Source organism: Acinetobacter sp. ANC_7503, assembly GCF_056780035.1.
Genome location: NZ_JBWYJA010000008.1, coordinates 105,913 through 122,943 on the forward strand (window position 1 = coordinate 105,913; position 17,031 = coordinate 122,943).

The 17,031-nt window shown below is 40.1% G+C and carries 16 protein-coding genes; 8 read left to right on the forward strand and 8 right to left on the reverse strand.

The window, feature by feature from the left end:
- Nucleotides 1–4: 4 nt before the first annotated feature.
- From AC1M9M_RS10085 to AC1M9M_RS10110, 6 genes are all read right to left on the reverse strand, one after another.
- Nucleotides 5–622, reverse strand: a complete 618-nt coding sequence (locus AC1M9M_RS10085) for a GNAT family N-acetyltransferase (RefSeq protein ID WP_481596261.1) — start codon at nt 620–622, stop codon at nt 5–7.
- Nucleotides 623–725: 103 nt separating this feature from the next.
- Nucleotides 726–1,133 (reverse strand): ribosome silencing factor, encoded by a 408-nt coding sequence (rsfS, locus tag AC1M9M_RS10090; RefSeq protein WP_035265319.1) that lies wholly within the window; start codon nt 1,131–1,133, stop codon nt 726–728.
- Nucleotides 1,134–1,232: 99 nt separating this feature from the next.
- Nucleotides 1,233–2,006: a hydroxypyruvate isomerase family protein gene (locus tag AC1M9M_RS10095; protein WP_481596262.1), complete on the reverse strand. Its 774-nt coding sequence runs from the start codon at nt 2,004–2,006 to the stop codon at nt 1,233–1,235.
- Nucleotides 2,007–2,018: 12 nt separating this feature from the next.
- The gene (locus tag AC1M9M_RS10100) at nt 2,019–2,894 is read right to left on the reverse strand and encodes an NAD(P)-dependent oxidoreductase (RefSeq protein ID WP_481590400.1); all 876 of its coding nucleotides are present in this window, start codon (nt 2,892–2,894) and stop codon (nt 2,019–2,021) included.
- A 35-nt stretch (nt 2,895–2,929) separates the two neighbouring features.
- Entirely contained in the window at nt 2,930–3,718 is a 789-nt protein-coding gene (locus tag AC1M9M_RS10105) for a crotonase/enoyl-CoA hydratase family protein (protein ID WP_092768311.1), read from the reverse strand.
- A gap of 110 nt (nt 3,719–3,828) precedes the next feature.
- Nucleotides 3,829–6,633, reverse strand: a complete 2,805-nt coding sequence (locus AC1M9M_RS10110; RefSeq protein ID WP_481596263.1) for a GacS-like sensor histidine kinase — start codon at nt 6,631–6,633, stop codon at nt 3,829–3,831.
- 151 nt (nt 6,634–6,784) lie between these two features.
- Here AC1M9M_RS10110 and cysM point away from each other — a divergent pair, with 151 nt between their 5' ends.
- The 4 genes from cysM to AC1M9M_RS10130 are packed head-to-tail and all read left to right on the forward strand — an operon-like array spanning nt 6,785 to nt 12,280.
- Nucleotides 6,785–7,705, forward strand: coding sequence for a cysteine synthase CysM (gene cysM / locus AC1M9M_RS10115; RefSeq protein WP_481596264.1), 921 nt, complete (start codon nt 6,785–6,787; stop codon nt 7,703–7,705).
- A 16-nt stretch (nt 7,706–7,721) separates the two neighbouring features.
- On the forward strand, nt 7,722–8,543 hold the full coding sequence (locus AC1M9M_RS10120; RefSeq protein WP_035265329.1) for a 3'-5' exonuclease: 822 nt from the start codon (nt 7,722–7,724) through the stop codon (nt 8,541–8,543).
- Nucleotides 8,544–8,552: 9 nt separating this feature from the next.
- Nucleotides 8,553–9,920, forward strand: coding sequence for a 23S rRNA (uracil(1939)-C(5))-methyltransferase RlmD (gene rlmD / locus AC1M9M_RS10125; RefSeq protein WP_481596265.1), 1,368 nt, complete (start codon nt 8,553–8,555; stop codon nt 9,918–9,920).
- A 53-nt stretch (nt 9,921–9,973) separates the two neighbouring features.
- Complete coding sequence (locus AC1M9M_RS10130; RefSeq protein ID WP_035265331.1) at nt 9,974–12,280, forward strand: RelA/SpoT family protein; 2,307 nt, start codon at nt 9,974–9,976, stop codon at nt 12,278–12,280.
- 54 nt (nt 12,281–12,334) lie between these two features.
- On the opposite strand, the gene AC1M9M_RS10135 is transcribed toward AC1M9M_RS10130, so the two are convergent.
- Nucleotides 12,335–12,766 (reverse strand): hypothetical protein, encoded by a 432-nt coding sequence (locus tag AC1M9M_RS10135; protein ID WP_035265332.1) that lies wholly within the window; start codon nt 12,764–12,766, stop codon nt 12,335–12,337.
- A 79-nt stretch (nt 12,767–12,845) separates the two neighbouring features.
- Nucleotides 12,846–13,622, reverse strand: coding sequence for an SDR family oxidoreductase (locus AC1M9M_RS10140; RefSeq protein ID WP_481596266.1), 777 nt, complete (start codon nt 13,620–13,622; stop codon nt 12,846–12,848).
- Nucleotides 13,623–13,729: 107 nt separating this feature from the next.
- Here AC1M9M_RS10140 and mazG point away from each other — a divergent pair, with 107 nt between their 5' ends.
- The 4 genes from mazG (at nt 13,730) to folK (ending at nt 17,023) form a co-directional block, all read left to right on the forward strand.
- Nucleotides 13,730–14,524, forward strand: a complete 795-nt coding sequence (gene mazG, locus AC1M9M_RS10145; protein ID WP_481596267.1) for a nucleoside triphosphate pyrophosphohydrolase — start codon at nt 13,730–13,732, stop codon at nt 14,522–14,524.
- On the forward strand, nt 14,517–14,927 hold the full coding sequence (locus tag AC1M9M_RS10150; protein ID WP_481591535.1) for a helix-hairpin-helix domain-containing protein: 411 nt from the start codon (nt 14,517–14,519) through the stop codon (nt 14,925–14,927). Before mazG ends, AC1M9M_RS10150 begins: the two co-directional genes overlap by 8 nt.
- A gap of 153 nt (nt 14,928–15,080) precedes the next feature.
- Nucleotides 15,081–16,538, forward strand: coding sequence for a polynucleotide adenylyltransferase PcnB (gene pcnB / locus AC1M9M_RS10155; RefSeq protein WP_481588712.1), 1,458 nt, complete (start codon nt 15,081–15,083; stop codon nt 16,536–16,538).
- Nucleotides 16,535–17,023 carry a 2-amino-4-hydroxy-6-hydroxymethyldihydropteridine diphosphokinase gene (gene folK / locus AC1M9M_RS10160; protein WP_035265339.1) on the forward strand — a complete coding sequence of 163 codons (489 nt, stop codon included), beginning with the start codon at nt 16,535–16,537 and terminating at the stop codon, nt 17,021–17,023. Before pcnB ends, folK begins: the two co-directional genes overlap by 4 nt.
- Nucleotides 17,024–17,031 lie beyond the last annotated feature (8 nt).

Genomic DNA, 17,031 nt, shown 5'->3' on the forward strand with positions numbered 1-17,031 from the left:
TTTTTTATTTTTTATGTGTAGGTTTTCGCCACATTCCCCAAATTTCAGGTGCGTCGTAGGGCAGATCGCGAAGGTGAAAGATCACTTCAAATCCATAATGACGATAGAGTCCAACATTGCTTGGTGTTGCAGTTTCTAAATAACATGGGATACCGTGCTGATCGCTCTTGGTGAGAATAGGTGCTAAGACTTTGCTGGCTAAGCCTTGTCCTTGTTGGTCAGGACTTACTCCTATGAGTTGTAGATAATAATGCGCCTCACTGGGATGATGTTTCTGCACCAGATTAATGATGTGAATAAATTTCACCAGTTGTCTTAAACCGATAATCTTCGTTAATTGAGGGAGTAGTTTAACCTGCTGAATGAGGTTTAAATCCCACTGATTTGGCGGAATCCAAAGTGCAGCAACTGAGCGATCGGGATTGGTATAGACTTCATCATATGGTTGAGCGATATCTTTCAATTGAATACTAAAGAATTGCTCAAGTTTTGCATGTTTTTGTTGGAAACTCAGTTTTTCAGCTTGGATCGCCCAGTTGCAAAACTCTTCGTTCCAAAAGGATTGCATTAATGTTTCTACTAATGCATCGTGATCTGTTCTTGTGGCTTTTATCATGGTCATATCAAGGTAAACCAAATTAGTGAGTTCTTTTTTGTTGGCTTTATTGTTATAAATTTAAAATGCACAGTATAAAAAAGCGACCAAGAAGGTCGCTTTAATATGTTTATGCTACAGAATCTGTAGTTGAAGCATTACGCCATAAGTTTTCTAGATCATAAAACTTACGTGCTGTAGGTAACATCAGATGTACTACAACAGTGCCAAGATCAACAAGGATCCATTCTGCATCGCTTTCGCCTTCAATACCGATAGGGCGAAAACCTGCTTTACGTGCTTCATCAGCGACGTTGTTTGCAAGCGCTTTCACGTGACGTGTAGAAGTACCTGAAGCAATGACAATTGCATCTGCAACATTGCTCACTTCGCTAACATCAATCGTTGTGATTTCTTTTGCTTTAACGTCAAGCAATGCTTCTTGAACAACTTTTAAGCAAGCTTGAACGTCTTGTTTTGGAGAATTCAAAGAGAGTTCGTGAGAATTAGAAGCGCCGGGCGATGGTTCTAAATTCATGAGAAGTGTATTTTCCTGACTATAACTCATCTTTCACTATAGCGCTTTCTGCTTGAAAATTCAAACTTTGAACAAATTTTATACCACAATATGATGATATTAAAAAAGTTTATTTTTCCATTCGAAAGAATCTGTTGAATGAGATTGGGGGCGATATTCGGCTGCGACAAATCCTTCATACATGCTATTTGCAATGCATTCAAAAATAGCGGGATAGTCAATTATCCCTGTGAGTGGTTCATGTCTACCTGGTACATCTGCAAATTGGATATGCCCAATGTGTTGCATATTTTCTTTGAGTGACAGAATCAGGTCTTCTTGCATTCTAGCCATGTGATAGCAATCGAATTGCATTTTTAGAGCTGGATGATTGACGTCTTTCAGTAACTCTTTGGCTTGATGCATTGTTTGAATCATGAAGTTGGGCATATCAAAGCCATTAATCATCTCAAAAACGGGTTGAATCCCATGCGCTGTGAAGATCTCGCTGACAAATTTAAGATTTGAGACTAAGGTTTCATAGCAGACCTGATATTCAACATTAGCTGGTTGCTTGCCAGCCAAAATATTCACTCGAGGTATATTGAGTGAGCATGCATATTCAATCGCTAAGTCAACAGCTTGTTTGAATTCATCAGTTTTACTTGGGCTACTTGCTAATCCGCATCCGCCTTGCATTAAATCTCCGGCAGGAACGTTGATGAGACACAAGCTAAGTTGATGTTCATTGAGTTCATGCTGAATTTGATTAATACTCAGCTCATATGGAAATTGAATTTCTACATGTTGGAACCCATATTCAGCAGCCAGCGCAAAGCGTTCAATGAGTGGAACTTCTGTAAAGATCATCGATAAATTGACAGCGAGCTTCATATTGAATGCGACCTATTTATTGTTTTGTTCAACTTGCAGAATGACTGAGGCAAGGTCTGATTCAGAAAAGCCGTTGGATTGATGCGCTTTCAATTGTTCTAAGGCTTGTTGAGCGACAGGAATATTAAGGTCAAATTGTCGAGCCAAACTCAAGGCGTTATTTAAATCTTTAGACAGGGTCTGAACTTTCCATTGCACAGGCTCAAACTCGTGCGTTGCCATACGTGGTGTTAAAATTTGAAAAGGTTTAGAGTCGGCGAATCCACCTGCTAAGGCAGGTGCAAGCAGTTGAGTATCAACACCCGCCTGATCTGCTAAAGCAACAGCTTCTGCGATGAGTGTGCTATTTGCAGCAACGATGAGTTGATTACAAATTTTGGTGGCTTGTCCTGTTCCAGTTCCACCCATACAGGTTACACGTTGTGAAAGAACTTGATACATTGGTTGTAAAGATTCGATGATGCTCGATGGTCCGCCAGCAAAAATAACTAAACTGCCATTTTCAGCACCAGCTGTTCCACCTGACACAGGAGAATCTATCCAATGCGCTGATTTAGCAGTTGCACGTTGTGCAAGATTTTTAGTTTTATCCACAGATAGACTCGAGAAGTCCACAATAATCTGCTCGGGTTGAATCAGTGATTCAATTTGAGAAAAAACAGCCTCTACCGCATTGTCATCGGCTAAACAAGTTAGGATCAGATCAAATTGTGCTATCTCAGAGAGTTGAAGGGGATGTGCCCCAAGCTGGATTAACGGCTCACATGCGTTGGGGCTTCGGTTCCAGACAGCAGTGTAAAACCCAGCCTGTATCAATCGAGTCGCCATTCTGCTACCCATTAAACCCATACCTAAGAATGCGATTTTAGTTTGACCGTTAATCATTATTGAAGCTAATCCCTGATCTAAGTTTGAAAACCAATTTATTTGAATTGACGTGGTAGAAATTCCAAATCTGGATTTTTATCTTTTTTACGCGCAATTTGACTGTTTTTGCCAAGGAGTAATTTGAGTTGCCAAATTTTCTCAAGACGAAGTGATTTTTTGGGTGCGTGTTCCATCGCATCTAAGACTTGTTTTACAGCAGCTAAGGCATCAGGTGAGCGCTGCAACATTTCGTCGGCAAGCTGTTGAGCTTTTTGCATCGGCGCGTTATCAACATGTGTGATCAATCCAATTTCTTTGGCATATTGACCATCAAATACACGTGCTGTTAATGATAATTCTTTGGCTAGGTCGACTCCAATAATACCTTTGATTGAGCGTGTTAACCCCATATCTGGAACTAAGCCCCAACGGGTTTCCATGATCGACATTTGGGTGTTGGGGTGAGCAATTCGAATATCAGCCGCTAAAGCCAATTGCATACCTGCACCGAAGCAATACCCTTCAATAGCTGCAATGACTGGAACAGGGAGTTCTTGCCAGATTAAAAAAGCTTTTTGAAATAGACTTTGACCAGGCTTAATGAGTTCCCATGCGGCATAAGCACGATTTTGTGGATTATTCAGGTCTGTTAAATCAATACCTGCACTAAATACGTTGGCTTCACCAGTGAGAATCACACAGCGGATAGTACGATCAGATTTAATTTTTTTTGCGACTTGCACCAACTCTTTCAAAAGTTGAAAGCTCATCGCGTTACGTTTGTCGGGACGATTCAGAAAAACCGTCGCAATTCCATTATTTTTTTCTACACGTATTACAGCCATTATTGTGACTCGAGTTTATTGTTCCTTGTTTTAAGCATAACATGTCCAAAATAGACTGTCGTGACAGTAGAGTCATCACGTATTGCCTAATACAGTGCGTTGATCGTCTATTAATGATTCAAAATAGACTCGGCTGCTTCTTTTACTTGTACAATCGCATCTTTTAATTCATCCAGTCGTTTCATCACATTTTCAATAAATTGCTCATCTGCTTTTCTACGCTCTTTACGCAGCGTTGAAACGAACTGTTCAAATTCACCTGTGATGCTTTGTAAATTCGGAGTGCCGACGTAGCGTGTTGCCCCATACAAACGGTGTAATACATGTTCGAGCTGCGGATAATCTTCAAGTTCGATGAGTTGTTCTATTTCAGCAAGTTCATTCGGGAAGCTGTCCACCAGCATCTTCAATAAATCTTGTGCTAAGTCTTCTTTATTCGCTGCCAATTGAACGCACTGTTTCCAATCTAAAACCTGATGATCTAAGGTTTCGATACGTAAAGTTTTTTCTTGGGATTTAATTGGATGAATAAACTTATCACTGCTCCAATGGGTCAGAATTTGAATAATCTGATCCATTTGGATTGGTTTGGTGACATAGTCATCCATGCCAACTTTAAGCAACTTTTGTTTCTCATCTGCTAAAGCATGTGCTGTGAGTGCAATGATTGGTGTGTGACGTCCCTCGATGGTGGATTCTAACGATCTGATCGCACGAGTCGTATCGATGCCAGACATCACTGGCATTTGAATGTCCATAAATATCAGATCAAACGGCTTTTCATCATTTTGAATCTGTTGTTGTAAAATTTGTAGTGCCTCTTGTCCACTTTGCGCTTTAGTTGTTTGAACATTAATTTCGCCGAGCAAAGCTTCTAAAACGATTAAGTTTGGTAGATGATCGTCTACTGCAAGTACATGTAAATTAAGGGCTTTAAAGTTATCATGAGGTTCAACTTCAAATATTGGCTGATTTTCCAAGAGCTGAATTAATGATGAGCGGCTCAGAGGTTGATACAGTGGCCTCGCTTTGTATTCATTCAACATGTTGAGGTCGAGTGCCATCTGATAGCCATATACGGCTAAGTGACCTTGATAACGTCCGCGAATCTCTTTTAATAAAGCCTCTGGATCACCACTGTGATCTACAATCAACCAAGTATTTTCAGGTTGATGTGTCAAACCATTTAGACGGCTGAATAAATCTAGAATAGATTGAGCTTCTGTGTGTTCAACACCATAATTTTCTAAATAATGACGTAAAACATTCGCAGTTGCAGGGTGGGCTAAATAGGAGATGACACGCATGTCATGGAATTGCGGATGAATAATTTCATATTCATCAACCGCAAATTTCGCAGTAAACCAGAATGTTGAACCCTTTTCAGTTGGGGCGCGTTCTTGGTTATCTTCAAAGCCAATTTGGCCATGCATCAGATTAACCAATTGTTTTGAGATTGCTAAGCCTAAACCTGTGCCACCAAATTGACGAGTGACGGAAGCATCGCCTTGAGAAAATGATTCAAATAACCGTTTTCGGTCTGTACCACTTAACCCAATACCACTATCTTGAACACTAAAATGCAATAGGCAATGTTCTAGATCGTCATGCTCCATTCGAACACGTACAATAATTTCACCATCAGGGGTGAATTTAATGGCATTTGAAATCAGGTTAGTCAAAATCTGTTTACAACGTAAAGCATCGCCAATCACATACTTTGGAATGTTATCGGCATAGTAGAAGGCCATGTCGATATTTTTTTGGGCGGCTAATGGCGACAACATGTCCATAACATCGAAGATCGCTTCTTCTAAATCAAATGATGCGGTTTCTAATTCAAGTTTACCGGCATCAATTTTTGAAAAGTCCAAGACGTCATTGATCAGTGCTAAAAGATGTGCTGATGATTTGCGAATCGTTTGCAAATACAGGCTTTGATCATTGCTGAGATTCTCTTGGCGCAATAACAAGTGAATAAAACCATCGATACTATTCAGCGGGGTACGCAACTCATGACTGATATTGGCAAGAAAAACAGATTTTGCCTGATTGGATGAGATGGCCTGATCGCGTGCTTGTTTATAAGTAATATTTTGCACTTCAAGTGTATCAAGCGTACGTCTTAAATCGTCTTCGGTCTGCTCGGTATGTTCCTTCAGCTCTAAAAAGCTGAAATGTAGACGCTTCACGACATTCGCAATATCACGTTGGAGTAACCTTAACTCGCCAGTACTATTGATGACCATGTGTTGGTCGAGTGTGTCTGCATTGAGTCGCTGTAATTGCATACGTATTTCGTACATAGGTGCAATCCAACGTCGTGAATAAAAGTTCAAGCACAGTAATAAGAGTAAAAGTGTCAACAAACCCGTCGTGATCAGTACAATGAAAACACGATATTGAGAGATGGCGAGAGGTTGATTATCTAGCTCGATAACAAGCCATTTTTTACTTTGATCAGGCGTATTTAATGCTAAGCCATAAATATGATTATGTTGATCTTTAATCGGACCAAATGTTTGTACATTGGTCGGGAAGCTAGGCCAAGGTTTATCATTGCGATAGCCTAACCCAAAATAAGGTTTTTGTTGTTGGTCTAGGACTGCGACACTGAGTAAATACTTTTCATTAAACATCTTTTGTAAGATGCTTTTAGCGCGGTCTTGTTGCGCTTGTGAGGGGTTTTTTTCAAGCGCAATAAGTAGGTTTTCTGTCGTGTATTTATAACGACTTAAAATTGCATTTGCGGCAAAGCGTTGTTCTGATTTTGCGGAATTAGACGTTTCTGTGAGTACCAGTGCAGAGCCGACGCTTGCCAGTACCGCAATGGGTACAAAAATGAGGGCAATCAATTGCCCATAAGCATGGTTTAGTTTTAAGCGATTGAAGATTTTTTTATTCAAATTCGACATGTGCAGAGTGACTCATTCCCCATGTTGGGCATATTAGCACGCTTTAAAAAAATGATGGTGCTTTAATCACCCTCATTAAAAAGCCTTTGAAATTGATGCAGTGAGATACTTTTTTTCATACAATACCTGCACCTCAATATGGGTGCAAATAATGAGTAATACACAAGTAGATTTTCAATCAGACGATTTTTTATTAGACCACTATGTGGGTAAAACCCCATTGGTTAGGTTACAGCGTCTGGCAAGTCATACTCAAGCGACTGTATTGGCAAAACTGGAAGGTAATAATCCAGCGGGCTCTGTCAAAGATCGCCCAGCATATAACATGATCATGCAAGCTGAAAAACGTGGTGACATTAAGCCAGGTGATACGCTGATCGAAGCGACTAGCGGTAACACAGGTATTGCATTAGCCATGGTTGCGGCAATGCGTGGCTATAAAATGAAATTGATTATGCCTGCAAGCTCTAGTCAAGAGCGCAAAGATGCAATGCGTGCGTATGGTGCTGAGCTTATTGAATCCGAGAATATGGAAGAAGCTCGTGATATCGCATTTCAAATGGAAAAAGATGGTCTAGGTTTAGTACTCAATCAATTTGGTAATCCAGACAATGTCCAAGCACACTATTTGACAACTGGTCCAGAAATTTGGCAACAAACTGGCGGTAAAATTACGCATTTTGTAAGTTCGATGGGAACAACGGGAACCATCATGGGGATTTCAAAATACCTCAAAGAACAAAATCCAAATATTCAAATTATTGGTCTACAGCCATCTGAAGGGGCGAATATTGCAGGTATTCGCCGTTGGCCTCAAGAATATTTACCGACGATTTTTGATGCTTCTCGTGTTGATCAAATTATGGATATTCCACAAATTGAAGCTGAAAAAATGGCTCGTCAATTGGCACGTAAGGAAGGAATTAGTGCTGGTACTTCTTCTGGTGGTGCAGTTTGGGCATCAATAAAAATCGCTGAACAACATCCTAGTGCTGTGATTGCATGTATCGTGTGTGATCGTGGTGATCGTTATCTCTCTACGGGGTTATTCTCTGTAGAAGATGAACAATAAATTCGAGTAAATCTATATGCGCTTACCTGTTTTAGTGTTTGATATTGAAACATTGACCGATCTTAAATCAGGAGCGCATCTATATGGCTTAGATTTACCAGAAGATAGTATTGAACAAGCGCTGAGTAAGTTAAGACGTCAAGAAGCGGGCACTGACTTTCAGCGACTTGCTTTGCATGAAATTGTCTGTATTTCAGGACTATGGATTGATGAAAAGGCGGGAATGAAATTATTTTCATTCAGTCGTGAACATTATTCAGAACCTGAAATTTTACAAAAATTTCTATCAATTTTTGATAAACGTAATCCGACTTTAGTCAGTTGGAATGGCTCCCAATTTGATCTGCCTGTTATTATGTATAGAGCAATGTATCATGGGCTATCTGCGCCAAGTCTGTTTGATCAAGGCGAAATTGATACGCAAAAGCGCTATAATAACTACCAGAATCGTTACCATCATCGTCATATTGATTTGATGGATTTTATGGCAATGTTTAATGCGCGTCACTTCCAAAAACTGGATGATGTCGCCTATATGCTCGGTTACCCGGGTAAGCGCGGAACACCAGGTTATTTTATCCCTGAATATGTTCGTAACAATAATTGGATAGAATTAACCAGTTATTGTGAAGGGGATGTTTTAAACACATGGTTAGTCTATCTGCGCTATGTATTGTTAAAAGGACAGATTTTGCCTGAAGATCATCGTCTCTGGATTCAAGCGACGATTCATTATCTTCAAGGTCAACCACAGCAAACAGAATTTTTGCGTATTTGGCAAGAAACTGCTGAAAAAACTGACTTCACCGCTTCGGATTTTAAATCAACTCAACATTAGGTTATCTCTTTGAAACAACGTGCCGCACATCGCTCATCTCAACTTCCTCGTTATACATTTACAGTTGAGAGACTTTCACACGAAGGGCGAGGGATCGCACATTTTCAAGGACAGGAACATCCTCAAGACAAATTGGGTAAAAAGATCTTTATTCGTTTTGCACTGCCAGGAGAAACAGTAGAAGCTCAAATTACCCATCAGGCAAAAAAATTAGAAGAAGCTGATTGTGTGCAGTTGATTGGGGCGCCGAGTCCAATTCGTACACAGCCAGTTTGTCCACATTTTGGAAAATGTGGAGGTTGTAATATGCAGCACATAAAATTAGATGAACAAATTCGTTTAAAACAATCAGTTTTAGAGTCGCATCTCACCCACTTTGCAGGTGCTCTTCCAGAGTCGTGGCTAGAACCATTGCGTTCGACACGTGAAGATTATCGTCACAAGGCTCGTATTGGCGTTCGCTACATTGCTAAAAAAAATAAATTAGTCATGGGTTTTCGTGAGGCTCAATCTAATCAGCTTACTGAAATTAAAACCTGCAAAATTTTAGATGCCGAGCTAGATGCTGCGTTACCTCACCTCAAGGTACTCCTTGAAAATCTAAAAGCAAAAGCAGATATAGGTCATATTGAATTGGCGAAAGGAGATCAAGAGATTGCACTTTTGATACGTCATACCAACAAATTACCGCAAAATGATGTCAACCAACTGCGTGAATTTGCGTTAGAAAGATCATGGCAGCTTTATTTGCAACCAGCTGGTGTAAGTAGTGTTCATCGTGCGGATGGTGACCTATCTGAGCGATTACATTACTCACTACCTGATTTTAACGTGACGTTTGGTTTTAAACCGACTGACTTTACTCAGGTGAACCCCACCATTAATCCACAAATGGTGAAGCTGGCATGTGAATTGCTTGACCTGAGCGGAAATGAGCGTGTTCTTGATTTATTCTGTGGTCTAGGGAATTTCTCATTGCCACTTGCACGTTCTGTAACACGGGGTGAGGTCGTCGCGGTGGAGGGAAGTGAGGAAATGGTGATGCGTGGGACAGAAAATGCACTGAAAAACGGCATCACAAACGTAAAATTTTATGCTCAGGATTTAACGCAAGATTTTTCGCAACATTCTTGGGCAAATCAAGGGTTCGATGCACTCTTAATAGACCCACCACGCGCTGGAGCTGAAGAAATTATGCACTATGTGCCAAATTTTGGTGCAAAAAAAATCGTCTATGTTTCCTGTAATCCTGCTACATTAGCACGTGATACAGGGATTTTAGTACAACATGGTTATCAGTTGAAGAAAGCTGGTGTGATGGATATGTTCAGTCATACAGGCCATGTTGAATCTATTGCTTTATTTGAAAAAAGCTAGTGCTAAGTGTTGATTTAATAAAATGAAGATTAGATTTAAAAAAGGAGAAGGGTATGGTCACAGTACGTGAGCAGTTACCTGGACGACTGACTGAGTTGTCTGAGGAAACGACTGTAGAACATGCCGCTGAAGCGCAACTTGGTTTAGCAACTTGGCTAGACCGTGCGCGGATTATTTTAGACGGTGCAGAACTTAAAAAATTAGAAGAAGTCGCTCTTAGTGTTTTAAAAAAAGAACTGACTTCTGATCACCATCATAAAACCAATACCTTCGCGACTGGCTTAGGTATGGCAGATATTTTGGCTCACCTACATGTTGATGAAGATACTTTGTCAGCAGCGATGCTTTATCGTAGTGTGCGTGAGGGCATGACGTCGCTTGAGGAGATTCGTAAAAGCTTTGGTGAAAGTGTCTACAATTTGGTGAAAGGCACTTTGGCAATGGGTAAGTTGTCAGAGCTGATCGAAAAAAATAAACGTTTAGAAGATCACTTCAATAATAATCAGCGTGAACATTTAACTGGGATTTACAAGATGTTGATCTCAGTAACAGAGGATGTTCGCGTTGTATTAATCAAGTTGGCTGAGCGTACGCTGGCTTTGCGTGAGTTGGCAAACTCTCCAAAAGAGCGTCAAGAGCGTGTCGCACGAGAAATTTTAACCATTTACTCACCCTTGGCGCATCGTCTTGGTATCGCGCAGTTAAAATGGGAACTTGAAGATCTTGCATTCCGTTATTTAGCACCAGAGCGCTATAAAGAAATTGCATCTTTGCTCAATGAAAAACGCTTAGAGCGCGAACAATATATTCAATTCGTGGTCGATAAACTGAAAAGTGAGTTGCTGAAGCATGGTATTGAGGCTGAAATCTCAGGTCGTGTGAAACACATTTATTCGATTTATCGAAAAATGAAAAGCAAGAACTTAAGTTTCGATCAGCTATATGACATTCGAGCTGTTCGTGTACTGGTTCAGAATGTATCTGAGTGTTATCACGCTTTGGGGATCGTACACCAAATCTGGCGTCATATTCCCCATCAGTTTGATGATTACATCACTAACCCGAAAGCCAATGGTTACCGCTCTTTACATACCGCAGTGATTGCTGAAAATAAATCTTTAGAGATTCAAATCAGAACCACTGAAATGCATGAAGAAGCTGAGTTAGGCGTTTGTTCTCATTTCAATTATAAGGAAGGTGCGAAAACTACAGATTATTCATTTAATCATCGTTTACACTCTTTACGTTCGGTGCTTGAGCATTATCAAGAACGAAATGAAGCAGGTGCGCATCCGAATGAAGACGAAACTGAAAATTTCAATCAGCTTCAAGATTTTGAAGATTTTGAAAAAATTTATGTTTTTAGTCGTGATGGTGACATCAAAGAATTACCGCGTAATTCAACCGTTTTAGATTTTGCATACCATGTGCATACGGAGGTTGGCAACAAGTGTTATGCAGCACGTGTGAACCAACGTTATGTTCCACTGACTTATACATTAAAAACAGGTGAACAAGTCGAGATTTTGACCAAGAAAGATCGTGAGCCAAATCGTGATTGGTTGGTGAACTCTTTAGGTTATATCAAGACAGCACGTGCAAGAGACAAGTTGCGCCATTGGTTCAGACAGCAAGACCGTAGTAAGAACTTAGAAGTCGGTCGAGAGATTCTCACCAAGGAATTATCACGTCTTGCAATTCACCCAAAAAGTATTGATTTGAGTGATTATTGTGCTCACTTTAACGTTAAAACAGGTGAGGACATTCTTGTATCCTTGGTGAGTGGAGATATCAGTCTTCATGCATTGATTAATCAAGTCAATCGTCATATGCACTTGGATCAAGATGAGCCTGAGTTAGTGCTGAAGCCAGCATTAAATCCACGGGCGAGTCATACATTATCAGCGCATGGGATTCTGATTGACGGTTTGGATAATGTTGAACTACATATTGCACAATGTTGTCAGCCTGTTCATGGTGAGTCGATTGCTGGATATATCACACTCAATCGTGGCGTGAGTATTCATAAGGTGGCTTGTCCGGATTATGTGCGTATGATCAGCCAAGAACCTGAACGCGCTGTTGAAGCAGATTGGGAAATGCAACCGACAAGAGGACAGAGTGTCCAAATTGTGGTTGAGGCTTATGATCGTCGAGGACTGCTGAAGGATCTAACCCAAGTGATTTTTTCAGATCAGATTAATATTCGCCAAGTGAATACCATTTCCGAAGCGGATGGTATTGCCAATATGAAGCTGTTGATTGAGGTTAAAGGTTTGGCTCAATTGTCTCGTTTATTGGCTCGATTGGAACAGCAACCAGGCATCATTAGCGCAAGACGTTTGGTTCAAGGAAATTAAAAAAAGCCTGCTTTAGCAGGCTTTTTTATGACTGATCACTCAAATAGCGTTAAATCAGATTTTGCATTTTTTAGAACCTTGATAGATTCCAATATTATCGATGTTTGCTTGTGATGCAGCTTTGATCTGTTGCTGTAATGGAATATTTGCAGCATCAGAAGTATCGCTTTCACCCGCTACAGAGTTTGCAACTTGCCCCATTTTTGTTGCTTTTTCTGAGTTGCCACCGAAAGTAGATAATGCATTACCTGCCATACCCGCCCATTTGCTCAATGATTTAGCTGGCGTTTGGGTTGCAGCAGCTGCAATATTTTTATCAGCATTTTCTAAGTTACGCTTAGCATTGGCTTTTTCAACAGCTAGTGTTGCACAATCCATTGCCTTGAGTTCAGCAGTTGAGTGTTGTTTCGTTGGTAGTTCACCCGAAGCTTGAGCAAGAGTCGTTGTTAAAGCAGTAGCGATAGCTAAAGTTAAAATTTTTTTCATTATATATTCTCATTTGTAACGCATTGTTATAAATGCCCCTATTGGGGCGAGAGAATATTACACAAATGTGACTAATTTGTCATTTCTTTTTACTTAATATTAAATTTGTCACTCTATTGATCAATTGAGGACTGAATCTTGACAGGTGATACATCAGTTCAGTTTTGATGCCAACAGTATGGTGAGTCACGGTTAAGTGATGGTTTTTTAAACGTGCGACACGGTAAATTTCCTGAGCAACGTCTTGGGCGCTGAGACTGACTCCCATATTTTGAATCGTACCCGCATCCATGCCTTTTACCATGGCAGTCTGAACAAATAATGGCATGATGTCTAATACGCGTATTCCATATTTTTGCCATTCAACATCAAGACCTTCTGTAATGCCGCGAACAGCAAATTTACTTGCTGAATAGGACACTAAATCAGCTTGACCATAGATAGCAGAAGCAGAGGACATATTGATGATACGTGCGTGGGAGGCCTGTTTTAAGAAAGGGAGCGCAGCATGACAGCCATTGAGAACGCCGTTAACATTGATATTAAATGTTCGATGATGCGATGAGATATCTGTATTTTCGAATGCCCCTGAATATAAGATGCCAGCATTATTTAATAATATATTTATTTCACCAGCCCATTCGTTGAACTCAGTTAAAGCACTTTGCCATTGGTCGTATTGGGAAACATCTAGCAAACCCGCTTTAGCATTTGGCCCTAAAGATTGAGCCAATTGTTCAGCTTGTTCGAGATTGATGTCATAAATACCGACTTTATAACCTTGCTGATAGAATAGTTTTGCGGTAGCTGCGCCAATCCCTTGTGCTGCGCCACTGATAAAAATGCTAGATGTCATCGAAAATCCTTGTTGTTTTACATCATTTTATGTTCCTAGTTGAGCATAAGATTGTTCATTGAATCAACAATAACTTTAAACTCATCATTCACTAGAGATCAACTTTCATGGAAAAACTTTTAAATATCATGCAAGAGCTTCGTGCGAAATGTCCATGGGATCAAAAACAAACGCCTGAAAGCTTGACTCGCTATGCGATTGAAGAAGCTTATGAGGTTGAAGAAGCAGTTCGATCACAAAATACAGCGCATGTAAAAGAGGAATTAGGAGATCTTCTGCTGCAAGTTGTATTTCAAGCGCAAATGTATAGTGAGCAAGGAGCATTTAATTTTCATGATGTGGTGGAAACGTTGTGCGACAAGTTGATTCGAAGACATCCTCATGTCTTTCAATCAGCTCAATTTGAACAACTGAATGAACAGCAGGTGAGTGAACTTTGGCAAAAAATTAAGGCTGAAGAGAACAAAGACAAAACTAAATCACGTTTAGATGAAATTAAAGCGGGTCCTGCCTTAGATCAAGCCGAGCAAATTAAAAAAAATGTAGCTCAGATTGGATTTGATTTCGAAAATGTTGAGCAGGCGTATGAAAAGTTAGATGAAGAGTTATCTGAATTAAGAGAAGCCCTCAACCATCAAAATTCCGACGAAATACAAGAAGAGTTTGGAGATTGTTTATTTTCTTTAATCAATGTTGGACGTAAAATCGGCATTTCAAGTGAGATGGCTCTAATTGGAACCATCCACAAATTTAAACAACGTTTTTCATACATTGAGTTGCAGGCAAAAAATAGAAATACGCCCATTGAAAATATGAGTCTCAAAGAAATGGACCAATTGTGGGATCAGGCAAAAGTGTATCTAAAGCAACATAACAATAAAATTCAGGTTCAACATGAATAGCATCATTTCTTTTCTTCTTCTGATATTTACTGCATGTGTGAGTTTAATCAGTTCGGCATATGCACAACAGTTTGATCAATCTTACTTAAAATGGAAAGCAGAGCAAGAAGCTCATGATCAACGACTTAACCGGCAAAGTGCGAACCATTATTTATCTCGACCAGCCGTAAATACATCATCAAAGCAAGCAGCTGGTGGTGTCGGGCAATCAACTAAAGTTCGTCTTAATACGGCTTCAATGGTTGAACTACAAATGATTAAAGGAGTGGGTGAGAAGAAAGCTGCTGCAATTATTGAGTATCGGCAAAAGCATGGCAGTTTTAAGTCAGTAGATGAACTTCAAAATGTCAAAGGAATAGGTCCAAAGTTTATCGAAAAGAATCGCAACCAGTTAGCCCTCTAACACATTTTTATAGAGATCAAATGGCACTAAGGGGTGTTGAAATTTAATCAATTTTGACGGTGAATCTTGGAGAATAAAATTGCCCTTTGATTGTGTTAGAGCTATGATTAGCACAATTATGATTTTACGTTCTGACGTAGGAGACAGCGTCTTTTGCAAACTTTGCACGCGTCAAAGTGCGGTTTATCCACTGCACAATTACCTTCTTCCATTTTAGATGTTATTGATTCTTTAACTAAAGCCGGCTATGAAGCCTATATCGTCGGTGGTGGTGTCCGTGATTTGATGCTTGGACTTGCCCCTAAAGATTTCGATGCTGTAACCAATGCGACACCTTCACAAATTAAAGAAGTATTTGGTCGTCGTTGCCGAATTATTGGTCGTCGTTTTGAGTTGGCTCATGTCTATTCTGGTCGTGAATTAATTGAAGTGGCCACTTTCCGAGCTCCTCCTAAAAAAGCAGTGACTTCTGCTGCAGGGATGATTCTAAGAGATAATAATTGGGGCTCAATTGAAGAAGATTTTGCTCGTCGAGATTTCTCAATCAATGCGATGTATTACCAACCGCGTAAGGGTATCGTTCTTGATTTCTGTAACGCTATTGATGATATAAAAACAAAAACATTGCGTTTATTGGGTGATCCAAAGTTACGTTTTGAAGAAGATCCAGTTCGTATGTTACGAACACTAAGATTTGCTGCGAAACTTAACTTTAAAATTGATCCTGCAATTTTAGACGTATTTACACCTGAAGCAACCTTGCTTTTACGTGATGTATCACCACATCGTTTATATGATGAATCTCAAAAGTTATTCACAATGGGGCATTTGAATCGTGTGCTCCCAATGTTGATTGAGTTTGGAATCTGGAAACAATTATTTGCAGATATCCCTCCTCATATTGATGCATTTATTGAACGTGCAGCGAAAAATACAGATCAGCGAATTCAAATTGGTAAAACGATCAACCCTGCATTTTTCTATGCGGTATTGTTGTGGAAACCATTCCTTGAGCGTTGTGATTTTTATATGCACAAAGGTGTTGTGGCAGCTGAAGCACGTGCTCAAGCTGGCTTAGATGTGCTGAAGCGCCAAGCGACACGCACGATTATCCCGCGTTTTGCAGAAACATTTATTCGTGAAGTTTGGGAAATGCAAACTCGTTTGTTGAACCCAAAACCTCAGCAAATTGAAGCACTCTCAGGTCATGCTCGTTTTAGAGCAGGTTTTGACTTTATGTTGCTGCGTGAAAAGTCTGGAGATCAGACGACCAATGGCATGGGTCAATGGTGGGATGCTTATCAGTTGATGTCTTTGGACGAAAAAGAGCGTGTGATTGCGCAGTACAATCGTCAACGGACTAAATCACGACGTAAAGTTGCCGTGACCGAAGATGTTGCGGAAACAAAGCCTCAGCAGATTGAACCGCTAGTTAAAGAAACGGAGTCACGTAGCCGCCGCAGTCGTAAGGCCGCTTCAGCGAATGAGCGAAGAACAGAGCAAAATGCGAGTATCGCTTTGGATAATGGTATTGCAGCTGATCATCCTATTTTGAAGCGTAAACGTGTCAAACGCGATTTAAATACAGTGGTGTTTGGTCCTATCCAATGACAGTACGAACATATATTGGACTGGGAAGTAATTTAGGTGATTCTCAGCAGTTGATGGCAGAAGCCTATACGAAACTGGCAATGCTGGGTGTGGTGAAAGCATCAAGGCTTTATCATAGTCCACCTATGGGTCCTCAAGACCAACCACATTACCACAATGCGGTCGTTCGTTTAGATACGAGTCTAACGGCGCTTGAATTATTGGATGAATTACAAAAAATAGAAAATGAAGCAGGGCGGGTGCGTTTACGTCGTTGGGGTGAACGCACACTCGATTTAGATCTATTGTTATATGGTGATCAAACGATTCAAAATGATCGCTTAACTGTTCCGCATATCGGGATATTTGAGCGAGATTTTGTCATACTGCCGTTATTAGATCTGGATGTCGAATTAGAAATTCATGGACAGAAAATTCGAGAAACGAATATTGCAAAACACAGCCAATTGGATGTTTTAGCAGATTCATCTTGGATCAATATTTAAACTTTAAA

What these genes read in the sequence shown, in the direction of transcription:
- AC1M9M_RS10085 (WP_481596261.1), bottom strand. Translation starts at nt 622, where the DNA reads ATGACCATGATAAAAGCCACAAGAACAGATCACGATGCATTAGTAGAA.
- AC1M9M_RS10120 (WP_035265329.1), top strand. Translation starts at nt 7,722, where the DNA reads ATGCGCTTACCTGTTTTAGTGTTTGATATTGAAACATTGACCGATCTT.
- AC1M9M_RS10135 (WP_035265332.1), bottom strand. Translation starts at nt 12,766, where the DNA reads ATGAAAAAAATTTTAACTTTAGCTATCGCTACTGCTTTAACAACGACT.
- folK (WP_035265339.1), top strand. Translation starts at nt 16,535, where the DNA reads ATGACAGTACGAACATATATTGGACTGGGAAGTAATTTAGGTGATTCT.
- AC1M9M_RS10130 (WP_035265331.1), top strand. Translation starts at nt 9,974, where the DNA reads ATGGTCACAGTACGTGAGCAGTTACCTGGACGACTGACTGAGTTGTCT.
- rsfS (WP_035265319.1), bottom strand. Translation starts at nt 1,133, where the DNA reads ATGAATTTAGAACCATCGCCCGGCGCTTCTAATTCTCACGAACTCTCT.
- AC1M9M_RS10105 (WP_092768311.1), bottom strand. Translation starts at nt 3,718, where the DNA reads ATGGCTGTAATACGTGTAGAAAAAAATAATGGAATTGCGACGGTTTTT.
- mazG (WP_481596267.1), top strand. Translation starts at nt 13,730, where the DNA reads ATGGAAAAACTTTTAAATATCATGCAAGAGCTTCGTGCGAAATGTCCA.
- AC1M9M_RS10140 (WP_481596266.1), bottom strand. Translation starts at nt 13,622, where the DNA reads ATGACATCTAGCATTTTTATCAGTGGCGCAGCACAAGGGATTGGCGCA.
- AC1M9M_RS10095 (WP_481596262.1), bottom strand. Translation starts at nt 2,006, where the DNA reads ATGAAGCTCGCTGTCAATTTATCGATGATCTTTACAGAAGTTCCACTC.
- cysM (WP_481596264.1), top strand. Translation starts at nt 6,785, where the DNA reads ATGAGTAATACACAAGTAGATTTTCAATCAGACGATTTTTTATTAGAC.
- AC1M9M_RS10150 (WP_481591535.1), top strand. Translation starts at nt 14,517, where the DNA reads ATGAATAGCATCATTTCTTTTCTTCTTCTGATATTTACTGCATGTGTG.
- AC1M9M_RS10110 (WP_481596263.1), bottom strand. Translation starts at nt 6,633, where the DNA reads ATGTCGAATTTGAATAAAAAAATCTTCAATCGCTTAAAACTAAACCAT.